Here is a 17,618-nt window from a genome sequence, read left to right on the forward strand (position 1 = left end):
CCGGCCCAGGCAGCCCGCGGGCCATTCTCACCGCAGATCCGGGGTCGCCGGCTGCAGCCGGTCCGCGATGAACTTCGCGAGCACCGGCCCGGTCAGCAGGACGAACACGAACCGCACGGTCTGCAGCGCCATCACGAACGGCAGGTCGACATCGCTGGAGGCGGCAATCACCGCCATGGCATCCAGGCCACCCGGACTGGTGGCGAGATAGGCGGTGAGCGGGTCGATCCCGGCCAGTTCCGTCAGGGCAAAGGCCAGGACCCCGGCGAACGCCATCAGGGTCAGGATCGACAGCGTGACCTGCGGCAGCGCGCGGGCCGCGTGCAGAAGGATCGGGCGCCGGAAGCCCAATCCGATCCACCAGCCGAGCAGCGCATAGCTGCCGGCCAAAAGCCATTCCGGCAGCTGGAACTCCATCAGCCCGGCCAGATGCAGCGCCGCCCCCGCCAGCATGGGCAGGAGCAGGGCGCCGGCCGGGATCCGCAGCTTCTGCCCGAGCAGGGCCCCGCCGACCGCCAGCAGCAGCGTCTGGCCGAACGGCAGCGGGTCGATGGGCGGGAACCAGACGATCGCGGGCAGCGGCGCGTCCGCGACATCGACCCACAGCCTCGCCACCAGCGACGCGCTGACCGCGACGAACACCACCCGCAGATATTGCATGAAGGCGACCAGCCGAGCGTCGGCGCCATAGGCGTCGGCCATCAGCATCATGGCGGAGGCGGCGCCGGGCGAGGAGCCCCAGACCGCGGTGGTGCCGGGCAGGATCTGCCGCCGGCTCAGCACCCAGCCGAGCAGGCTGCTGGCCGCCACCACCAGCAGCACCACCGACAGAATTAGGGGCCAGCGTGCGGCGAAGGTGCCCAGGATCTCGCCGCTGATCGCCGCGGCGATCAGGCAGCCGATCACCCCTTGCGCCGCCAGGTAGGGCAGCTTCGGCACCTGCACGCTGGCGCCGTTCACCCCGAACAGGATCCCGGCCAGCATCGGCCCCAGCAGCATGGCCGCCGGCAGGCCGCCGCCCTCCAGCAGCGCCGCCACCAGTGCGGACAGGATCAGCAGGAGCGACCACTGGGCGGCGGCCGGAAGGCGCGCGAGGCGCCCGGGAGCTGCGGGTGACAAGGATCGATCCTAGGCGCGCGAAGGAGGGAGCCCGCCTCCCATGCACCCGGAACCCGCCCGGGGCAACCGCCAGGCCGCCGCCCGGTTCAGGCCGCCCGGTTGCGCAGCCGCTGGGCGTAGACGTTGATCACCAGGGCCAGGAGCAGGATCAGGCCGCGGATCAGCACCTTCAGGAAGCTGTCGATGTCGATATGGTCCAGGCCGTTGTTGAGCACACCCAGGACCAGCAGGCCCAGGATGGTGTTGGGGATGCCGCCCTGCCCGCCGAACAGGCTGGTGCCGCCCACCACCACCGCCGCGATCGAATCGAGCAGGTAGTCGTCGAACTCGTTCTGCTGCGCGCTGCCGTAATAGGCGACACCCAGCATGCCGGCGACGCCGCAGCACACCGCCGAGATGATCATCACCGCGGCGATCACCAGCTTGACGTTGACGCCGGAGAACTCGGCCGCCTCGCGGTTGCCGCCGACCATGTACACGTAGCGGCCGAATCGCGTGTAGGTGAGCACCAGGTGGCCGACCAGAAGGAACAGGCAGGCTACCACCACGATCGACGGGAACGGCCCGATCGTGCCGGAGCCCAGGAAGCGCACCGGGTCCGGGATGGCGTAGGCGATCTGGCCGCGCACCAGCATGGCGGAGATGCCAGCGCCGATCTGCATCATGGCGAGCGTCATGATGAAGGACGGGATGCCGATGATGGTGACACCCACCGCGTTGACGGCACCCAGCGCGAACGCCGCCAGGAGCGCGAACATGATCGCCACCGCGCCCGGCACCGGCACGTTGGCGATGTTCACGTAAGTTTCCTGGAGGGTGAAATAGGCCACCACGATGCCGACCGCGTTGGCGATGCTCGCCACCGACAGGTCGATCTCGGCGGTCAGGATCACGAAGGTCAGCCCGGTCGCGATGATCGCGGTGATCGAGACCTGGCGCATGATGTTGCCGAGATTGTCCACCGTCGCGAAGGACGGCGCCATCAGGCTGAACACCAGGCACAGGAACAGGAGCGTCACCAGGGGCGCCAGGTTGGTCAGGTGCCCGGCCAGCCACCGGCCGATCCCGCCGGACCCGTCCCCGGCCGCTTTCGCCACATCAGCATTCATCAGGTCTGACTTTCTTCAAGCAGCCGCGAGGAGCTGGTCCTTGCTCACCCCGCGGTCGGCGAACTCTTCGGTGATCTCGCCCTTGCGCATCACCAGGATGCGGTCGGCCAGCGTCAGCACCGTTTCCGGCTCCGCCGACGTCACGACCACCGCCACCCCCTTCTCCTTCAGCCCCTTGACGATCTTCACCACGTCGTCCTTGGCGCCGACATCCATGCCCTTGGTGGGCTCGGAAAGCACCAGGAGGCGCGGCAGGTGGGTGAGCCAGCGCGCCAGCGCCACCTTCTGCTGGTTGCCGCCCGACAGCTTGCGCACCTCCGGCTCCACCGAGAACGGCCGGATCCGGAGCGCGTCGACATGGCCCTGGGCGATCCGGCGCTCCTCGCCGGGCTTGAGCAGCAGGCTCGAGATCTTCTCCAGGATGCTGATCGAGATGTTCTTGTAGACCGGCTCGTGGGCGAACAGCATCGCGCGCCGGCTCTCCGGCACCATCGCGATCCCGGCCTTCTTGGCGTCCGAGGTGTTGCGCAGCCGGATCGGCTTGCCGTCCATGCTGACCGTGCCGCCATGCAGGGTCGCCTTGCCCATCAGCGCCCGGGCAAGCTCGGTCTGGCCGGAGCCCATGAAGCCGTACAGGCCCAGCACCTCGCCGGCCTTCACGTCGAAGCTGACGTCCTGGAAGCTGCGCGGCCGGAACAGCCCGCGCGCCGAGAACACCACCGGCGCACCCTTCGGGCTTTCCAGCGGGATCTCGCCCAGCATCGCGTCGGCCAGCTCGTGGTGGCCGGCGCCGATCATCTGCTCGATCACCCAGGCCTTGTCGACCGAGGCAGCCTGGGTGGTGGCGACCTTGCGGCTGTTGCGGAACACGGTGACCCGGTCCGACACTTCCAGGATATCCTCCAGGAAGTGGGAGATGAACACGAAGGTGGTGCCCTCCGCCTTCAGCCGCCCCAGCACCTCGAACAGATGCTTCACCTCCGGCGGCGAGAGCGCCGAGGTCGGCTCGTCCAGGATCACGATCCGGGCGCCGGAGAACAGCACCCGGCTGATCTCGACCAGCTGCTGCATGCCGATCGGCAGCGCGCCGGCCTCGCGCCCTGGGTCGATGTCGATGCCCAGCCGGTGCAGGTGCTCGGCCGCCTCGCGCTTCATCCGCCCCCAGGAGACGATGCCCATGCCGTTGGTGGGCTGCACGCCCAGGAACACGTTCTCGGCCACCGAGAGTTGCGGGACGATCGAGAGCTCCTGGTGGACCATGCCGATGCCGGCGGCCAGCGCGTCGCGCGCCGAGCGGAAATGCACCGGCCGGCCATCGATGCGCATCTCGCCGTCATAGCTGTGGTGCACGCCGGCGATGATCTTCATCAGCGTGGACTTGCCGGCGCCGTTCTCGCCGACCAGGCCGTGCACCTCGCCGCGCTTCAGGTCGAAGTCGATCCCGGTGAGCGCGGTCACGCCGCCGAACCGCTTGCCGATCCCGATCATCTCCAGGATCGGTGTTTCCGCCGATGCGCTCATCCCACCACCCGACACCCGCCCATCCTTGTCCGCCCTGCCCCGAGCGCCACGGCCGGCGGATGCCGGCCGTGGCGGGCCCGGATCAGATCAGGAAGTGCCGCTGCATCCAGAGCATGCCTTCGGCATTGTTCTTGGTGACCACCGGCCCGTCGGTGATGACGTGCTTGGGGATCCCCTCGCCGCTCTTCTCGCCGGCGACCACCGCCGCCACGCCCGCCATGACCGCACCGCCATGGATGCGCCCGGACGGGTTGCGCACGGTGGCGTGCATCCGGCCGTCGATGACCGCCTCGACCGCCGGCGGCATCGCGTCGACGCCACCCACCAGGATGTTGTCGCGGCCGCGCGCCTTCATGACGTTCTGGGCGGCCAGCGCCATGTCGTCGTTGTGGAAGAACGCCGCGTCGATCTCGGGGTACTTGGTGAGCAGGCTGTCCCAGATCCGGGTGGCCTTGGTGACGTCCCAGTCGGCCGGCTGCTCGTCGAGCACCTCGATCTCGGGGAACTTCTCGACCACCGAGTGGAAGCCGCGCGCACGGCCCTGGGCGCCGGTGTGTCCCAGCGCGCCCTGGGTCATCACGATCTTGCCCTTGCCGCCCATGGCGTCCACCAGGGCCTGGGTGACCGCGGCGCCCATGAACTCGTTGTCCGGCGCCAGGAAGCTGTGCACGTCAATCTGGTCGAGCGGCGCGATCAGCGTGTCCATGTCGATCACCGGGATGCCGGCGTCGATCATCCGCTTGACCGGGTCGGTCAGCGTGCCGATGCCGAACGCCTGGATCGCGACGAAGTCCCACTCCTGCGAAGCCATGTTGTCGATGGCGGCGCGCTGCTTGGGCGCCGACAGCTCGCCGTCGAACCAGGTGACCTCGACGTTGAACAGCTTGCCCCAGTACTCGGCGGCCTGCTTGCCCTGGGCGCACCAGGTCGCCTGGAGGCCGGCATTGGAGAACGCCGCCTTCAGCGGCTTTTCCGACCGGCCCATCTCCTGGGCGAGTGCCGCACCCATGAACGGGCTCATGCCCATGCCGCCCAGCAAGGCCGCGGCCGCGGCGCTGGAGCCGGTCACCTTGTGGATGAACGAACGCCGGGTCTCCGGCGTGACGCCGATCTTGTCGGTCATCGGTAGGTACCTCCCTGAAGGCGGTCTCGCCGGACCGCGCGCGGCAGTCTTGAGGGACGCCGTCGGGCTTGGCAAGCGCTCCTGCGGCAGCCTGCCCGCAAAAATCATACTTTAGCAGCTCTGACTGAATCCTCATGGTCCGCCACGCCCGGGACCGCCCGAACCGCCTGCCGGCAGAAGCCGATCACGCACCATGGTCAGCCCGCTCAAGCACCGCGCCGGCTCCAGCCTCAGCCGACCGGCTTGCCCTCAAGGTCCAGCGCCAGGCGCGGCAGGAAGATCACCAGCCTGCTCCGACCTGGAAACGAGGCGGAAAAGCAGCCTGCCATCACTACAGACATCACCGTCAGGATGCGTATTTACATGACAAGCCCGGAAAGTGGTTGACGAGACATTCCGGCTTTGCCAGACAGATCAACCATAATACGGCATAGTCAAAGCATGCCATTCCTAACGTTGCAGCCCTCGCATTGAAATGATGGGTACATGTTGGGATTATTTGCACATGGTACAATCATCTTCTTCATCCCTGCTTTCCGAGCTGAATGAAGCCAAGCCTGTCGACACGTCCTTGCTGGCACCGATCGATCGCCGCCTGCTGACTGTCGAAGAAACGGGCGAAGTCGTGGTGACCCTCGCCGGCGAGAATGGCCGCTACCAGAACTCGCTCGGCTACTACACCGTGAACGAGGACGGCACGTTCGGCTCGGTCGGTCTTCTTTTCGCGGATACCAACTCGACCAAGTTCGATCCGGACAATCCCGAGGTCGATGACGGCAAGGGCAGCCTGGTGGAAGGAATCAGCCAGGCCTCGTTCGGCAGCTTTGCCGCCGGCACCGAGATCGGCTTCTTCCTTCTCGCCAACGGCGCCGCGCTGAATGGCGACCTAGATCCCACCGCCTCGTTCCGCCTGGAGAAGGCAGACGGAAGTCCGGCCGGCATCGCTGACGGAACGGTGCCCCGCTTGGTGCAAGTCGGCGCGGATGGCCAGGAGGTCGTCCTTCAAGGCGATCTGATGTTCACGACCGATCCCACCGGCGAGGACTTCGCCAACGCCCTGAACAGCGGCGGCGCAGGGCAGGCCATCGCCGGCACCGACGAGGAGGGCGATCTGCTGATCGCCTTCGAAGACCTGCGCGCGGGCCACCGCTTCGCCGATCTGGACTTCAACGACCTGGTGATCGAGGTGACGACGATCGCCAGCGGGGAGCCCTCGCCCACGCAGACGGCTACCGACCAGGCGACCATCCCCTCCACCGGCCAGACCCTGGCGGCCAGCCTCACCAGCGAAGTCGCCACCACCGACGACGTCATCGAGATCGAAGGCTTCATCAATCTGGGCGGGATCGCGCAGCCACCGTTCAACGTCGCCTTCGTGATCGACACCTCGGGCTCGATGCTCTCCGATTTCGGCGGCGACGTGGGCGACCTGAACGGAGATGGCCGGTTCAATACCCGGCTGGACGGCGCGATCGCCGCCTTCGAGGCGCTCAACCAGTCGATCATCGAGGACGGCCTGCAGGACGTCGTCGACATCAAGATCATCACGATCGACACGGTGTCGAGCACGTCGGAGGTCCTGGACCCGGGCGAGGACGTCGATGATGCCTTGGAAGCGCTGCAGCTGGGCGGGATCACCAACTACGCCGACGCGCTGGACCAGGCCGGCCTGTTCTTCGATGCACAGGCGGGGGGCACCAACATCGTTTATTTCGCCTCGGACGGGAATCCCAATACCGGCGGCTCCTACGAGGACGAGCTGACCCGCCTGACCGACGTGCACGAGGCGCGGATCGATGCGATCGGCATCGGCACCGCCGTCACCGAAACCGTGCTGGACGCCATCGATTCCGACGGCGAGGCCCAGATCACCACCACCCCGGAGGAACTGGAGGCCGATCTCGGCGCCGCGCCGATCGCGCCCGCCGATCTGGCCAGCGTCGAGATCCTGCTGGATGGCGACGTGGTGCAGACGATCGACGTGGCCGACCTGACGGTGACGCCGTTCGGGCTGCGCTTCGCGTTCTCCCTGACCGGCATCGACATCACCGACGGCGTGGCCAACCAGGTCTCGGTGCGGGTGGTCGGATCGGACGGCGACGCGACCACCGTGCAGCCGACCCTTTCCGTGGCCGATCCAGGTTCGGCACCCGTGGCGCCCCTGGTTCTCGACCTGGACGACGACGCTCCGTCGGCCGGCAGCTCTCTGTCGATCGAGGCGACCCTGGCGCCCACCGGCACCGAACTCGCCTCGCTCCTGCAGGAGCCGGCCGCGTCCCAGGTCATCGCCGCCTGACAGGCGTCGCCAGGGACCAGCGCGGGGATGTCCCGGCAGTCGTTGCCGGGCCATCCCCGCCTTGCTGGATGGTGCACGGCATCCGCGGCAAGTGACTGGGGTGCCGGCTCAGCGCGCAGGCGGTCCGGCGGCAGGGTTGCAGGCCGATACGCCCAGCGTCACGCCGGACGGATGTCAGCGGGAGCGTGCGTCCGAGAGGGTGGAGCGCGCCGAGGCGCTGGCGCCCCACAGGTCCAGCGCCAGGCGCAGCAGGAAGATCACCAGCCAGCCGAGCAGCGCGCCGGTGACGTTGGTGATGATGTCGTCGACCGACGGCACCCGGCCGGGCACGGTGAGCTGGGTGAACTCGATGGTGCCGCTGACCGCAAGCCCGGTCGCCAGCACCGAGAACACCGTGGCGCCCGGCCAGATCGCCGCGACCATGCCGAGCGGCACGAAGCCTAAGACGTTCTGCCAGGCATCGGCGGTGCCCAGGTCCTCCAGCATGGTCAGGCGCGGCTCGCGGTGCAGGAACCACATCCGCGGCGGGCGATCCAGGACGCCCGGCGCCAGCAGGTCGACCTGGCGGCTGCCGGCCTGCACCTCAGCCTTCAGGATCTCGCCCAGGAAATAGCGGCGGATGTTCAGGTCGCTGCCCACCACCGCCTGGTAGGTGCCGTTCCAGCGCCGGCGCGGGTCGTAGGGATAGGTGCGGTTGATCACCTGCCGGCCGTCGATCGCCACGGTGAGCCTTGGCCCCAACAGCTCCAGGTCGATCGTCACCGGCACCCCGTCCGTGAACACGTTCGGGACCCGGATCGGCGGCGCCCCCTCATGGTTGGTGCCCTTGCCGCGCAGATGCACCAGCAGGGCCGGCCCCTCCCGGTCGAGCGAGAGCAGCCGGCCGTTCGCCCCGCCGCTCAGGCCGAACATCCGGCCGATGAAACGCGGGTGCGGCGGGGCCGGCACCACCTCCAGGTGGACGCGCAGGGGCAGGCCCTGCACCACGTCGTCCAGCCAGCCGGGCGGCTGGTAGCTGCGCAGCAGGCCTGGCTTAGCGAACAGGGCATGGCCGTCGGCGGCGATCTCGACCTGGTTGAGCTGCTGCTTGGGCAGCCGCCAGTGCAGCGGCCAGAACACCGCCACGAAATAGCTGGCCAGCACCACCAGCAGGGCGGTGACGCGCAGGCCGGGCGTGAGGAGCGCGCTGATCTCCTCGTGGACCAGGAAGCGCTCGCGCAACCGGCCCGGCCGGTGCGCCTCGATCATCGCGCGCAGGGCCGCGAACGGGCGGCGCCATGCCGCCCGCCGGGCCCCGTGCGGGTGCGGATCGTTCAGGACAGGGCCTTGGCGAGCTGCTTGTCGAGCGCGTCCAAGAAGCCCGTGGTAGTGAGCCAGGGCTGCTCCGGCCCGATCAGCACCGCCAGGTCCTTGGTCATCTGGCCGCCCTCGACCGTGTCGACGCAGACCTTTTCCAGGGTCGCGGCGAACTGCTCCACGTCCGGCGTGCCGTCGATCTTGCCGCGATAGGTCAAGCCGCGGGTCCAGGCGAAGATCGAGGCGATCGGGTTGGTGGAGGTCTGCTTGCCCTTCTGGTGCTCGCGGTAGTGGCGGGTCACCGTGCCGTGCGCCGCCTCGGCCTCAATGGTGCCGCCGTCCGGGGTCATCAGCACCGAGGTCATCAGGCCCAGCGAGCCGAAGCCCTGCGCCACCGTGTCGGACTGCACGTCGCCGTCATAGTTCTTGCAGGCCCAGACATAGCCGCCCGACCACTTCATCGCGCAGGCGACCATGTCGTCGATCAGCCGGTGCTCGTAGGTCACCCCGGCTTCCTTGAACTTGCCGGCGAACTCCGCGTCGTACACCTCCTGGAACAGGTCCTTGAAGCGCCCGTCATAGGCCTTCAGGATCGTGTTCTTGGTCGACAGGTAGAGCGGCCAGCCGCGCTGCAGCGCGTAGTTCATCGACGCGCGGGCGAACTCGCGCACCGATTCGTCCAGGTTGTACATGGCCATCGCCACGCCGGCCGCCTGGAAGTCGTAGACCTCGTGGTGGATCGGCGCGGAGCCGTCCTCGGGCTGGAAGGTGATGGTCAGCTTGCCCTTGCCCGGCACCTTGAAGTCGGTGGCGCGGTACTGGTCGCCGAAGGCATGGCGGCCGATCACGATCGGCTGGGTCCAGCCCGGCACCAGGCGCGGCACGTTCTTGCAGATGATCGGCTCGCGGAAGATGGTCCCGCCCAGGATGTTGCGGATCGTGCCGTTCGGCGACTTCCACATCTTCTTGAGCTTGAACTCCTCGACGCGCTGCTCGTCGGGGGTGATCGTGGCGCACTTCACGCCGACATTGTACTTCTTGATCGCCTCGGCGGCGTCGACCGTCACCTGGTCGGAGGTCGCGTCGCGATGCTCGACGCCCAGGTCGTAATACTTCAGGTCGATGTCCAGATAGGGCAGGATCAGCTTGTCCTTGATCATCTGCCAGATGATCCGGGTCATCTCGTCGCCGTCGAGCTCGACGATCGGGTTCTTGACCTTGATCTTCGCCATGGGTGGCTCCTTCTGCCGCAGGTCCGAAACGTCCGCCCGCGCCGCGTGCGGGCCTTCTAGCTAGGCTTGGGCGCACCGATCAACGCCTGCCGCCGCCGCATCGACGCAACGCTGACCTGTTCTCGGCGGCTGCGCGCGGCCCGGAAGCCGGTTTTCGGCCGCCGTCACGCCTGGTTCCAGAGCGCGTCCTTGATCTTGGCGACGAACCCCGCATGGGCCAGGAGCTCCGCCTCGCTGGCGGCATGCGGGCGGGCGGGGCGGAACGGCCGCTCGATCCGTCCCAGGGCCGGCCCGCTGCGCTCCGCCTCCACCGAGAAGCCGAGCGCCGCCTGCCGCCCGCCCAAAAGGTTGACGTAGACCTCTGCCAGCAGTTCGCAGTCGAGCAGGGCGCCGTGGAACACCCGGCCGGAATTGTCGATGGAGAAGCGCCGGCACAAGGCGTCCAGGCTGGCCGGCGCCCCCGGGAACTTGCGCTGCGCCATCATCAGCGTGTCGATTGCGCGGTCCGAGGGCAGTTCGGGAAGCCTTGCCCGGAACAGCTCGGCGTTGAGGAAGCGCATGTCGAACGGCGCGTTGTGGATGATCAGCGGGTCGTCGCCGATGAAGTCCAGGAACTCCCTGGCGACCTGCTTGAAGCGCGGCTGGCCGACCAGCTTCTCCGTGGTGATCCCGTGGATGCGCGCGGCGTCCTCGGGCACGTCGCGCTGCGGGTCGATCAGCGAATAGAACGACTTGCCGGTCGGCACCTGGTGGACCAGCTCCAGGCAGGCGATCTCCAGGATCCGGTGGCCGTCGCGCGGGTTCAGCCCGGTGGTCTCGGTGTCGAGCACGATCTCACGCATGTCGCGTCCTTTCGCTGATCCGGGCGGCCAGGGCATAGCGGTGCGGCCAGACCAGTGCTGCCGGCTCCGGCTGACCGCCCGGCCCTGCCAGGCTGTCCAGGAAGCCGACCAGCCGCCGCTGCACCGCTCCCCGATCATAGCCCGAGGGAATGAACAAATCGCCCAGACGCCGCTTGGTCGGGGTCGGGACCTGCTGGGCACGGATCCGCGCCAGCCGCTCGCTTGTCATGCCGGGCCGGCGCAGCGCCCGCTGCTCCTGCAGCGCGTCGGAGCAGCCGACCACCACGACCCGGTCGACCCGGCGCTCGCCCGCGGTCTCGAACAGGAGCGGGATGTCCAGCACCACCACGGGCGTGCGGCGCCGGGCGGCGGCTTCCAGGAAGTCGCGCTCCGCCTGGCGCACCAGCGGGTGGACGATCGCCTCCAGGCGCCGCAGCTTGGCCTGGTCGCCGAACACCGCCTTGCCGAGCAGGGCGCGGTCGAGCGCCCCGTCGGCGGCCAGCACGCCCGGGAAGGCCAGGGCCACCGGCGCCACCGCGGCGCCGCCCGGCCGGAACATCAGGTGCACGGCCTGGTCGGCATCGAACACCGGCACGTCCATGGCCCTGAACAGGCCGGCCACGTGGCTCTTGCCGGTGGCGATCGATCCGGTCAGGCCGATCAGCAGCAAGGGCCGCTCACCGCCGCAGCACGCCCTGGTCGCGCAGCGCCTGCAGGACCTGCAGGAGCGGCAGGCCCAGGATCGTGAAATAGTCGCCGCTGGTCTTGGTGAACAGCTGGGCGCCGGCACCCTCCAGATGGTAGGCGCCCACCGACTGCCAGACCCCGTCGTCGGCCCGCGCCAGGTAGTCCTCCAGGAACTCGTCGGTGAACGGCCGCATCCACAGGTCGGCATGGGCGACATGGTGACAGATGCGGGCGCCGGAGCGGAACAGCACGGCAGCGCTCCAGAGCCGGTGCTGGCGGCCGCGCAGCTGCCGGAGCTGCTCGCGGGCGCCGTCCAGGGTCTCCGGCTTGTCCAGCCAGCGCCCCTCGACCTCCAGCATCTGGTCGGCCCCCAGGACCAGCGCGTCGCCACCATACCGGGCCGCCACCCGCTGCGCCTTGACCTCGGCCAGGATCACCGCCGCGTCCTGGGCGCTGACGCCCTCCGCGGCCAGGGCGTGCTTCATCTCGGATTCGTCGACCGAGGCCGCTTCGGCGACCAGGCTCAGCCCGGCCGCCTCGAGCATGCGGCGCCTGGCCGGGCTCTGCGACGCCAGGATCAGCAGGGGAGGCTCGGCCATCGTCCTCGTGCGCCAAAGGCTGGGCCCGGCGGGAATCAACCGGACGAAGCGGGGTCTACCGAGACGCCGCCGGGCGCACAAGCCGGGCGTGGCGCAGGGCGCCCTGCCCTCAGCGCGGCAGCCGCAGCGAGGCGCGCAGGCCGCCCAAAGGCGAGCGGCTCATGTCGATGTCGCCGCCATGGCCCAGCGCCACGTCGCGGGCGATGGTCAGGCCCAGCCCGACGCCGCCGGTGCTGCGCCGCCTGGCCGGGTCCAGCCGGGTGAAGGCCTGGAACACCTTGTCGCGCTGGTCGGCAGGGATGCCCGGCCCGTCATCGTCGACATGCACCGTCACGTAATGGGTGCCCAGCGCCAGGCCCAGCCCGATCCGCCGGCCATGGCGGACGGCGTTGTCGACCAGGTTGGCCAGGCAGCTGCGGATCGCCAGCGGCCGCAGCGGCAGGCGGACGGGCGGGCCCGGCTCCAGCACCACCTCCGCCCCGCCGCGCGCGGCCCGCTCGGCCATCTCCCCCAGCACCGCCTGCAGGTCCACCAGCTCCGGCGGCTCGCGCCCCTCGCCGCGCACGAAGCTCAGATAGACATCGACCAGGCGCTGCATCTCCTCGACATCGCTGGTCAGGTCGGCGATCGCCGGATCGTCCTTGGGCATCATCGCCAGCTCCAGCTTCATGCGGGTGAGCGGCGTGCGCAGGTCGTGGCTGACCGCGGCCAGCATGTCGGTGCGCTGGTGCATGAAGCGCAGGATGCGCTGGCGCATCAGGTTGAAGGCATGGCCGGCGCGGCGGATCTCGGTGGCGCCCTCCAGCCGGAAGTCGCCGATGTCGCGGCCCTTGCCGAAACTGTCGGCCGCCTCGGCCAGGCGCCGGATCGGGCGGACCTGGCGGCCCAGGAAATAGATCGCGACCAGCAGCAGCACCGCCGAGGCACCGACCATCCAGAGCATGAACAAGGTCGTGGTGGTGCTGGTGAGCCGCTTCTTCTCGGCCAGCACCCGCAGGATCCCGCCATCGGCCGCGACCCAGACCGCGAACCGGTCGTCCTGGTCGGCGCGCAGCTCGATCCGGAACGGCCGCTTCAGCTTCTCGGCGAACACCTCGCGGATCGTGTCGGGCACCGTGTCGTCGTCGATCCCGGCGACCTTGGCCGCCGCGTCCAGGTCGGCGCCGGGCTCGAACGACAGGGCCAGGCTGGTGCGCTCGCGGGCCAGCTGCAGGAAGGATTCGCGCTCCTGCGGCCGCTGCTCGATCATGTCGGCGATCAGCGCGGTCTCGCCGGCCAGGCCCAGCGCCAGCCAGCGGGTGACCGTGTCCCAGTGCCGGACATAGAAGATATAGGCGACGATCAGCTGCAGGATGATCAGCGGCAGCAGCACGATCAGCAGCGAGCGGCCGAACAGGGAGCGCGGCATCACGCCCCGGCGCACCCGGCGCTCGGCGCTGGCGGACGGGGCGGCGGTCACGGCCACCGGTCGCCGCCGGTCTTGAGCATGTAGCCCTCGCCGCGCACCGTCACGAGGTGGCGCGGCGCCTTGGGATCCGGCTCGATCTTGCGGCGCAGCCGGGTCACCGCCACGTCGACCGCCCGGTCCGATCCGTCCAGCCCCACCCCGGTGGCGATCTCGAACCGGGTCAGCGGCCGGTCGGCGCGCACCGCCAGGAAGTCGATCAGCGCGGTCTCGCCATCGGTCAGGCGCACCGGGCCGTGCTCGTCGAACAGTTCCTTCATCGCCGGGTCGTAGCGCAGATGGCCGAACGAGACCGTGCCGGCCTCGCGCGGCCCGGCGCGCCGCAGGATCGCCGCGATCCGCAGCGCCAGTTCGCGCGGCTCGAACGGCTTGGCCAGATAGTCCTCGGCCCCGGCCTCCAGCCCGGCGATCCGGTCGTCGGATTCGCCGCGCGCGGTGAGCAGGAGCACCGGCAGGTCGCGGCTGCGGCCGATCTCGGCGGTGAAGCTCACCCCGTCGCCGTCCGGCAGCATCACGTCCAGCACCACCAGGTCGAACATCACCCCTTCCAGGGCGTGGCGCGCCTCGGCCAGGTCGGCCGCCACCGAGACCCGGTAGCCCTCCTGGACCAGAAAGCGCTGCAGGAGCTGGCGCAGGCGCGGATCGTCGTCGACCACCAGGAGGTGGCGCTCGCCCAACTCGCTCATGCAGGGGGCTCGCTCATGCTCGAAACCTTCCTCAGGAGGTGGTCAGGCTGCGCTGCGCCGCCTGGGCGGCCGGCTCGGCGCGCGGGTCGAGCAGCATCTCCAGGACCTGGCGGAAGCCGCCCACCGCCTCGGGCCCGACCATCCGGAAGGCGCGGCGCAGCCGGCGGCGGCGGAGCTGGTCGAGCTCCGCCAGAAGCGCGCGGCCGGTCTCGGTGATCCGGGCGGGGCGCTGCCGGCGGTCGGCCGCCCGCTGCTCCAGCTGCACCAGGCCCTTCGCCTCCAGCTCCGAGATCACCCGGGACAGGGTCTGCTTGCTGGCGGCGATGGTGCGCTTCAGCTCGACCATCGCCACGCCCGGCCGGCGGGCGACCAGCCGCAGCACGAGGTCGTGGGTGGCGCCCAGGCTGAGATGATCGAGGGCGTCGGCCACATCGGAGGCGACGAGACGCTGGGCCCGCTCGATCATCAGGATCGCGTCGTCCAGGTCCTCGTCGCGCAGGAAGAGCGGGTTGCCGGTGCTCATGGGTCCTATCGCTTGTCTTTTCTGGACGCCTGCGCGGCACAGGCTGCCTAGCACGCGCGGGGTTCCGTTGACATCCCGGGATCATGGGTGATAGCGCGCCCAGCACCGTCGACGACTCGTTCTTACCCGTCGCGACCCGTCCACACCGAGGTTCGTCCACCATGGCAGCGCTGATCCCCTACCACGACCGCGACGGCTGGATCTGGTACGATGGCGAGATGGTACCGTGGCGCGACGCCAGGCTGCATGTGCTCACCCACGGGTTGCACTATGCCAGCGCGGTGTTCGAGGGCGAGCGCGCCTATGGCGGCAAGGTGTTCAAGCTGCGCGAGCACAGCCAGCGCCTGATCGACAGCGGCCGGGTCTTAGGCTTCGAGATCCCCTGGACGGTCGAGCAGATCGACGAGGCGACGGTCGCCACCATCGCCAAGAACGAGCTGTCGGACTGCTATGTCCGGCCGATCGCCTGGCGGGGCAGCGAAATGATGGGCGTGGCGGCGCAGGCGTCGAAGATCCATGTCGCGATCGCGGTGTGGAAGTGGGGCGCCTATTACTCCGACCTGCGCCTGACCCGGGCGATCTACGACCGTCCGGCGCCGAACACCGCCCCGGTGCACGCCAAGGCCGCCGGCCTCTACATGATCTGCACGATCTGCAAGCACGACGCCGAGGCCAAGGGGTTCGGCGACGCGCTGATGCTGGACTATCGCGGCTATGTCGCGGAGACCACCGGCGCCAACATCTTCCTGGTCCTGGACGGCAAGCTGCACACCCCGATCGCCGACTGCATCCTGAACGGCATCACCCGCCGCACCGTGATCGAGCTGGCCAAGGCGCGCGGGATCGAGGTGATCGAGCGGCACATCAAGCCGGAGGAGCTGCCGGGCGCGCAGGAGATCTTCGTGACCGGCACCGCCGCCGAGATCACCCCGGTGCGCGCGATCGACGAGCTGAGCTACCAGGTCGGGCCGATCACCCAGCAGCTTCTCCAGGACTTCCACGCCGCGACCCGCGCCCACGAGAAGGCCGCGGCCTGACCGGCGGCTTGGCCATGGACGCCACCAGCTCCGGGCGCCCGCTCCAGGTCGCGGTGTTCTGCGGCTCGCGCCCGGGCCGCGACCCGGTCCATGCCGCGCTGGCGAAGGAACTGGGCCAGGCCATCGGCGGGCGCGGCTGGCGGCTGGTCTATGGCGGCGGCCATGTCGGCCTGATGGGGATCGTCGCCCAGGCGGTGCTGGATGGCGGCGGCCAGGTCCACGGCATCATCACCCAGCATCTGGTCGGCCGAGAGGTGGCGATGCCGGGCCTGCAGAAGCTCGACGTGGTCGACACCATGTTCGAGCGCAAGCGCCTGCTGATCGACGGCAGCGACGCCTACATCGTCCTGCCCGGCGGGTTCGGCACGGTGGATGAACTGCTCGACGTGCTGACGCTGAAGCAGCTGGACGAGCACCGCAAGCCGATCGTGCTCCTGGATTCGACCGGCCGGTTCTGGGCGCCCTGGCTGGCCCTGGCCCGCCACCTGGTCGACGAGGGCTTCGCCGGGCCCTCCGCCCTGGCCCTGGCGGCCGAAGCCGCGGACGTCGAGGCTGCCCTGCGCCTGGCCGAGGCCGCTCCCGGAACGGCCGAGCTGGCCTAGGCCGGGCTCCGTCGACCCCTTCCTGACCAGCATCGTCGACAGGCACATGCATTGGCTGGAGGAGCGGCAGCATCTGGCTGCAGTGCGTCTCCTCAAGACACTTGCACCATGAGCAGACTTGGCCCATGTCTAGATTTGGACAAGGAGCCCTGAAGAGCATGTTGGGTGCGCACGGACAGGCGCCGGTCGGGGCTGGCCCGCAGATCCTCGACAGGTCGCGCTTCGATCCCGTTCGTCGCAGGGAGTTGAGCCCCCCTGCCCTGCGGACCTTTTTGACCATCGCTGATCTTTGGCGCCTCACCGAGGACGAGCGGCGGCTAGTGTTGGGCTATCCCGCCCGCTCGACCTATCAGAACTGGTGCCGGCTGGCGCGCGAGCATGGCGGCTTCACCCTCGATGCCGATGTGCTGACCCGCATCTCGGCCGTGCTCGGCATCCACCAGGCGCTGGGCGTCGTGTTTCGCGATGAACAGGCCGGGGTGCAGTGGCTGCGGGCGCCGCATGCGGCCCTGGTGTTCGGCGGACATCCGCCGATTAGCCTCGTCACCAGCGGCTCGCAGGATGGGCTGCTGACGGTGCGGCGCTTCCTCGATGCCGCCAGGGGCGGGCTCTACATGGCCCCCAACGCGGTCGATGCCGACCCTGCCCCCTACACGGACCGCGAGATCGTCTTCCGGTGAGCGGGCCGCTCGCTCCCGCGCCACAACCATCCTGCCGGCTGGTGCCCTCGCAGTTCCCGCCCATCGGCTTGTTCGACACGGTGGCCACGGCCGCCGACCTGCCGGCCGTGTTGGAACTGGTCGGCTGGACCAACGACCGGCTGGTGCCCGAGCGGATCCGGCGCCTGCCCGAGCGGGAATGGGTCTATGGGCGCAGCAACGCCAGCGTGGTGATGGCTGCCCTCCTGCACGGCGCGCCGGAGGGCAGCCGCTTCAATGGTCCGGATCTGGGCGCATGGTACGCGGCCGATGACGTGCGCACCGCCGCCGCTGAAGTCGGCCACCATCTTCGCCGGGAAGCGGTGGCGCGCAGCGTGCCGCAGATGCGCCGGACCTTCCGCAGCTATGCCGCCCGGTTGCTGGGCGACTATCTCGACATCCGTGGCCAGCAGGCAGCGCTCCCTGAGGTCTATGCGCCGGACCGCTACGAGGCCTCGCAGGCATTCGGCGAGGCCGTCCGGGCCGAGGGGGGTTCCGGCATCCTGTACGACAGCCTGCGCCGCCAGGGTGGGCAGAGCGTCGCCGCCTACCGTCCGACCCAGGTGACGGACGTGGTGCAGGCCGACCATTTCGAGATACTGGCGGTGGCCGCCGAGCGCCGGATCGAGGTGCGCAAGCTCTCGGACACCTAGTCCAGAACCGAGCGGACACTGGCCGGCACCGGTGGCTCATCTAGCGCACCTTGGCCTGGTCCGTGACAAGCTGGCATCGTGAAACGTCAGCGCCAGCCCACCAGCGACCTGCCGCGGCGCCAGGCATGAA

Annotated in this window: 17 protein-coding genes; 5 read left to right on the plus strand and 12 right to left on the minus strand. The window is 69.4% G+C overall.

The genetic code is table 11. The annotated features are described in order from the left end of the window. Positions 1 to 27 precede the first annotated feature (27 nt). From GEMRO_RS0101965 to GEMRO_RS0101980, 4 genes are all read right to left on the minus strand, one after another. The gene (locus GEMRO_RS0101965) at positions 28 to 1,119 is read right to left on the minus strand and encodes an AbrB family transcriptional regulator (protein ID WP_027132668.1); all 1,092 of its coding nucleotides are present in this window, start codon (positions 1,117 to 1,119) and stop codon (positions 28 to 30) included. Positions 1,120 to 1,205: 86 nt separating this feature from the next. Beyond that, positions 1,206 to 2,228, minus strand: coding sequence for an ABC transporter permease (locus tag GEMRO_RS0101970; RefSeq protein ID WP_157505420.1), 1,023 nt, complete (start codon positions 2,226 to 2,228; stop codon positions 1,206 to 1,208). A gap of 15 nt (positions 2,229 to 2,243) precedes the next feature. After that, entirely contained in the window at positions 2,244 to 3,749 is a 1,506-nt protein-coding gene (locus GEMRO_RS0101975; protein ID WP_027132670.1) for a sugar ABC transporter ATP-binding protein, read from the minus strand. A gap of 82 nt (positions 3,750 to 3,831) precedes the next feature. Further along, positions 3,832 to 4,872 carry a sugar ABC transporter substrate-binding protein gene (locus tag GEMRO_RS0101980; RefSeq protein ID WP_027132671.1) on the minus strand — a complete coding sequence of 347 codons (1,041 nt, stop codon included), beginning with the start codon at positions 4,870 to 4,872 and terminating at the stop codon, positions 3,832 to 3,834. 571 nt (positions 4,873 to 5,443) lie between these two features. On the opposite strand from GEMRO_RS0101980, the gene GEMRO_RS0101990 reads away from it, so the two are divergent. Continuing rightward, positions 5,444 to 7,168, plus strand: a complete 1,725-nt coding sequence (locus tag GEMRO_RS0101990; protein ID WP_027132672.1) for a DUF4114 domain-containing protein — start codon at positions 5,444 to 5,446, stop codon at positions 7,166 to 7,168. A 174-nt stretch (positions 7,169 to 7,342) separates the two neighbouring features. Here the strand turns inward: GEMRO_RS0101990 and GEMRO_RS0101995 are convergent, their stop codons facing one another. The 8 genes from GEMRO_RS0101995 to GEMRO_RS27015 all read right to left on the minus strand — a co-directional run bounded on the left by GEMRO_RS0101995 (position 7,343) and on the right by GEMRO_RS27015 (position 14,498). Continuing rightward, on the minus strand, positions 7,343 to 8,416 hold the full coding sequence (locus GEMRO_RS0101995; RefSeq protein WP_027132673.1) for a VanZ family protein: 1,074 nt from the start codon (positions 8,414 to 8,416) through the stop codon (positions 7,343 to 7,345). A gap of 65 nt (positions 8,417 to 8,481) precedes the next feature. Further along, positions 8,482 to 9,696 carry an NADP-dependent isocitrate dehydrogenase gene (locus GEMRO_RS0102000; protein WP_027132674.1) on the minus strand — a complete coding sequence of 405 codons (1,215 nt, stop codon included), beginning with the start codon at positions 9,694 to 9,696 and terminating at the stop codon, positions 8,482 to 8,484. A 164-nt stretch (positions 9,697 to 9,860) separates the two neighbouring features. Continuing rightward, complete coding sequence (dnaQ, locus tag GEMRO_RS0102005; protein ID WP_027132675.1) at positions 9,861 to 10,538, minus strand: DNA polymerase III subunit epsilon; 678 nt, start codon at positions 10,536 to 10,538, stop codon at positions 9,861 to 9,863. After that, positions 10,531 to 11,208, minus strand: coding sequence for a dephospho-CoA kinase (gene coaE, locus GEMRO_RS27010; protein ID WP_084506427.1), 678 nt, complete (start codon positions 11,206 to 11,208; stop codon positions 10,531 to 10,533). The genes dnaQ and coaE overlap by 8 nt, the downstream gene beginning before the upstream one ends. Before the next feature lie 7 nt (positions 11,209 to 11,215). Next, complete coding sequence (locus tag GEMRO_RS0102015; RefSeq protein ID WP_035484611.1) at positions 11,216 to 11,824, minus strand: Maf family protein; 609 nt, start codon at positions 11,822 to 11,824, stop codon at positions 11,216 to 11,218. A gap of 109 nt (positions 11,825 to 11,933) precedes the next feature. Continuing rightward, positions 11,934 to 13,289: an ATP-binding protein gene (locus GEMRO_RS0102020; RefSeq protein WP_051328585.1), complete on the minus strand. Its 1,356-nt coding sequence runs from the start codon at positions 13,287 to 13,289 to the stop codon at positions 11,934 to 11,936. Further along, complete coding sequence (locus tag GEMRO_RS0102025; protein ID WP_027132678.1) at positions 13,280 to 13,975, minus strand: response regulator; 696 nt, start codon at positions 13,973 to 13,975, stop codon at positions 13,280 to 13,282. The genes GEMRO_RS0102020 and GEMRO_RS0102025 overlap by 10 nt, the downstream gene beginning before the upstream one ends. A gap of 31 nt (positions 13,976 to 14,006) precedes the next feature. Next, a complete protein-coding gene (locus GEMRO_RS27015) occupies positions 14,007 to 14,498 on the minus strand; it encodes a MarR family winged helix-turn-helix transcriptional regulator (protein WP_051328586.1) in 492 nt (163 codons plus the stop codon). A gap of 161 nt (positions 14,499 to 14,659) precedes the next feature. Here GEMRO_RS27015 and GEMRO_RS0102035 point away from each other — a divergent pair, with 161 nt between their 5' ends. The 4 genes from GEMRO_RS0102035 to GEMRO_RS0102050 all read left to right on the plus strand — a co-directional run bounded on the left by GEMRO_RS0102035 (position 14,660) and on the right by GEMRO_RS0102050 (position 17,488). Next, positions 14,660 to 15,535: a branched-chain amino acid aminotransferase gene (locus GEMRO_RS0102035; protein ID WP_027132679.1), complete on the plus strand. Its 876-nt coding sequence runs from the start codon at positions 14,660 to 14,662 to the stop codon at positions 15,533 to 15,535. A 14-nt stretch (positions 15,536 to 15,549) separates the two neighbouring features. Beyond that, complete coding sequence (locus GEMRO_RS0102040) at positions 15,550 to 16,137, plus strand: LOG family protein (RefSeq protein WP_027132680.1); 588 nt, start codon at positions 15,550 to 15,552, stop codon at positions 16,135 to 16,137. Positions 16,138 to 16,295: 158 nt separating this feature from the next. Further along, complete coding sequence (locus GEMRO_RS0102045; protein ID WP_027132681.1) at positions 16,296 to 16,817, plus strand: MbcA/ParS/Xre antitoxin family protein; 522 nt, start codon at positions 16,296 to 16,298, stop codon at positions 16,815 to 16,817. After that, positions 16,814 to 17,488, plus strand: a complete 675-nt coding sequence (locus GEMRO_RS0102050) for an RES family NAD+ phosphorylase (protein ID WP_027132682.1) — start codon at positions 16,814 to 16,816, stop codon at positions 17,486 to 17,488. The genes GEMRO_RS0102045 and GEMRO_RS0102050 overlap by 4 nt, the downstream gene beginning before the upstream one ends. Positions 17,489 to 17,618 lie beyond the last annotated feature (130 nt).

The organism is Geminicoccus roseus DSM 18922, from assembly GCF_000427665.1.
Lineage (GTDB): Bacteria > Pseudomonadota > Alphaproteobacteria > Geminicoccales > Geminicoccaceae > Geminicoccus > Geminicoccus roseus.

What these genes read in the sequence shown, in the direction of transcription:
- dnaQ (WP_027132675.1), bottom strand. Translation starts at nt 10,538, where the DNA reads ATGCGTGAGATCGTGCTCGACACCGAGACCACCGGGCTGAACCCGCGC.
- GEMRO_RS0102040 (WP_027132680.1), top strand. Translation starts at nt 15,550, where the DNA reads ATGGACGCCACCAGCTCCGGGCGCCCGCTCCAGGTCGCGGTGTTCTGC.
- GEMRO_RS0102045 (WP_027132681.1), top strand. Translation starts at nt 16,296, where the DNA reads ATGTTGGGTGCGCACGGACAGGCGCCGGTCGGGGCTGGCCCGCAGATC.
- GEMRO_RS0101980 (WP_027132671.1), bottom strand. Translation starts at nt 4,872, where the DNA reads ATGACCGACAAGATCGGCGTCACGCCGGAGACCCGGCGTTCGTTCATC.
- GEMRO_RS0102015 (WP_035484611.1), bottom strand. Translation starts at nt 11,824, where the DNA reads ATGGCCGAGCCTCCCCTGCTGATCCTGGCGTCGCAGAGCCCGGCCAGG.
- GEMRO_RS0101995 (WP_027132673.1), bottom strand. Translation starts at nt 8,416, where the DNA reads ATGATCGAGGCGCACCGGCCGGGCCGGTTGCGCGAGCGCTTCCTGGTC.
- GEMRO_RS0102025 (WP_027132678.1), bottom strand. Translation starts at nt 13,975, where the DNA reads ATGAGCGAGTTGGGCGAGCGCCACCTCCTGGTGGTCGACGACGATCCG.
- GEMRO_RS0102000 (WP_027132674.1), bottom strand. Translation starts at nt 9,696, where the DNA reads ATGGCGAAGATCAAGGTCAAGAACCCGATCGTCGAGCTCGACGGCGAC.
- GEMRO_RS0101970 (WP_157505420.1), bottom strand. Translation starts at nt 2,228, where the DNA reads ATGAATGCTGATGTGGCGAAAGCGGCCGGGGACGGGTCCGGCGGGATC.
- GEMRO_RS0101975 (WP_027132670.1), bottom strand. Translation starts at nt 3,749, where the DNA reads ATGAGCGCATCGGCGGAAACACCGATCCTGGAGATGATCGGGATCGGC.
- GEMRO_RS27015 (WP_051328586.1), bottom strand. Translation starts at nt 14,498, where the DNA reads ATGAGCACCGGCAACCCGCTCTTCCTGCGCGACGAGGACCTGGACGAC.
- GEMRO_RS0102035 (WP_027132679.1), top strand. Translation starts at nt 14,660, where the DNA reads ATGGCAGCGCTGATCCCCTACCACGACCGCGACGGCTGGATCTGGTAC.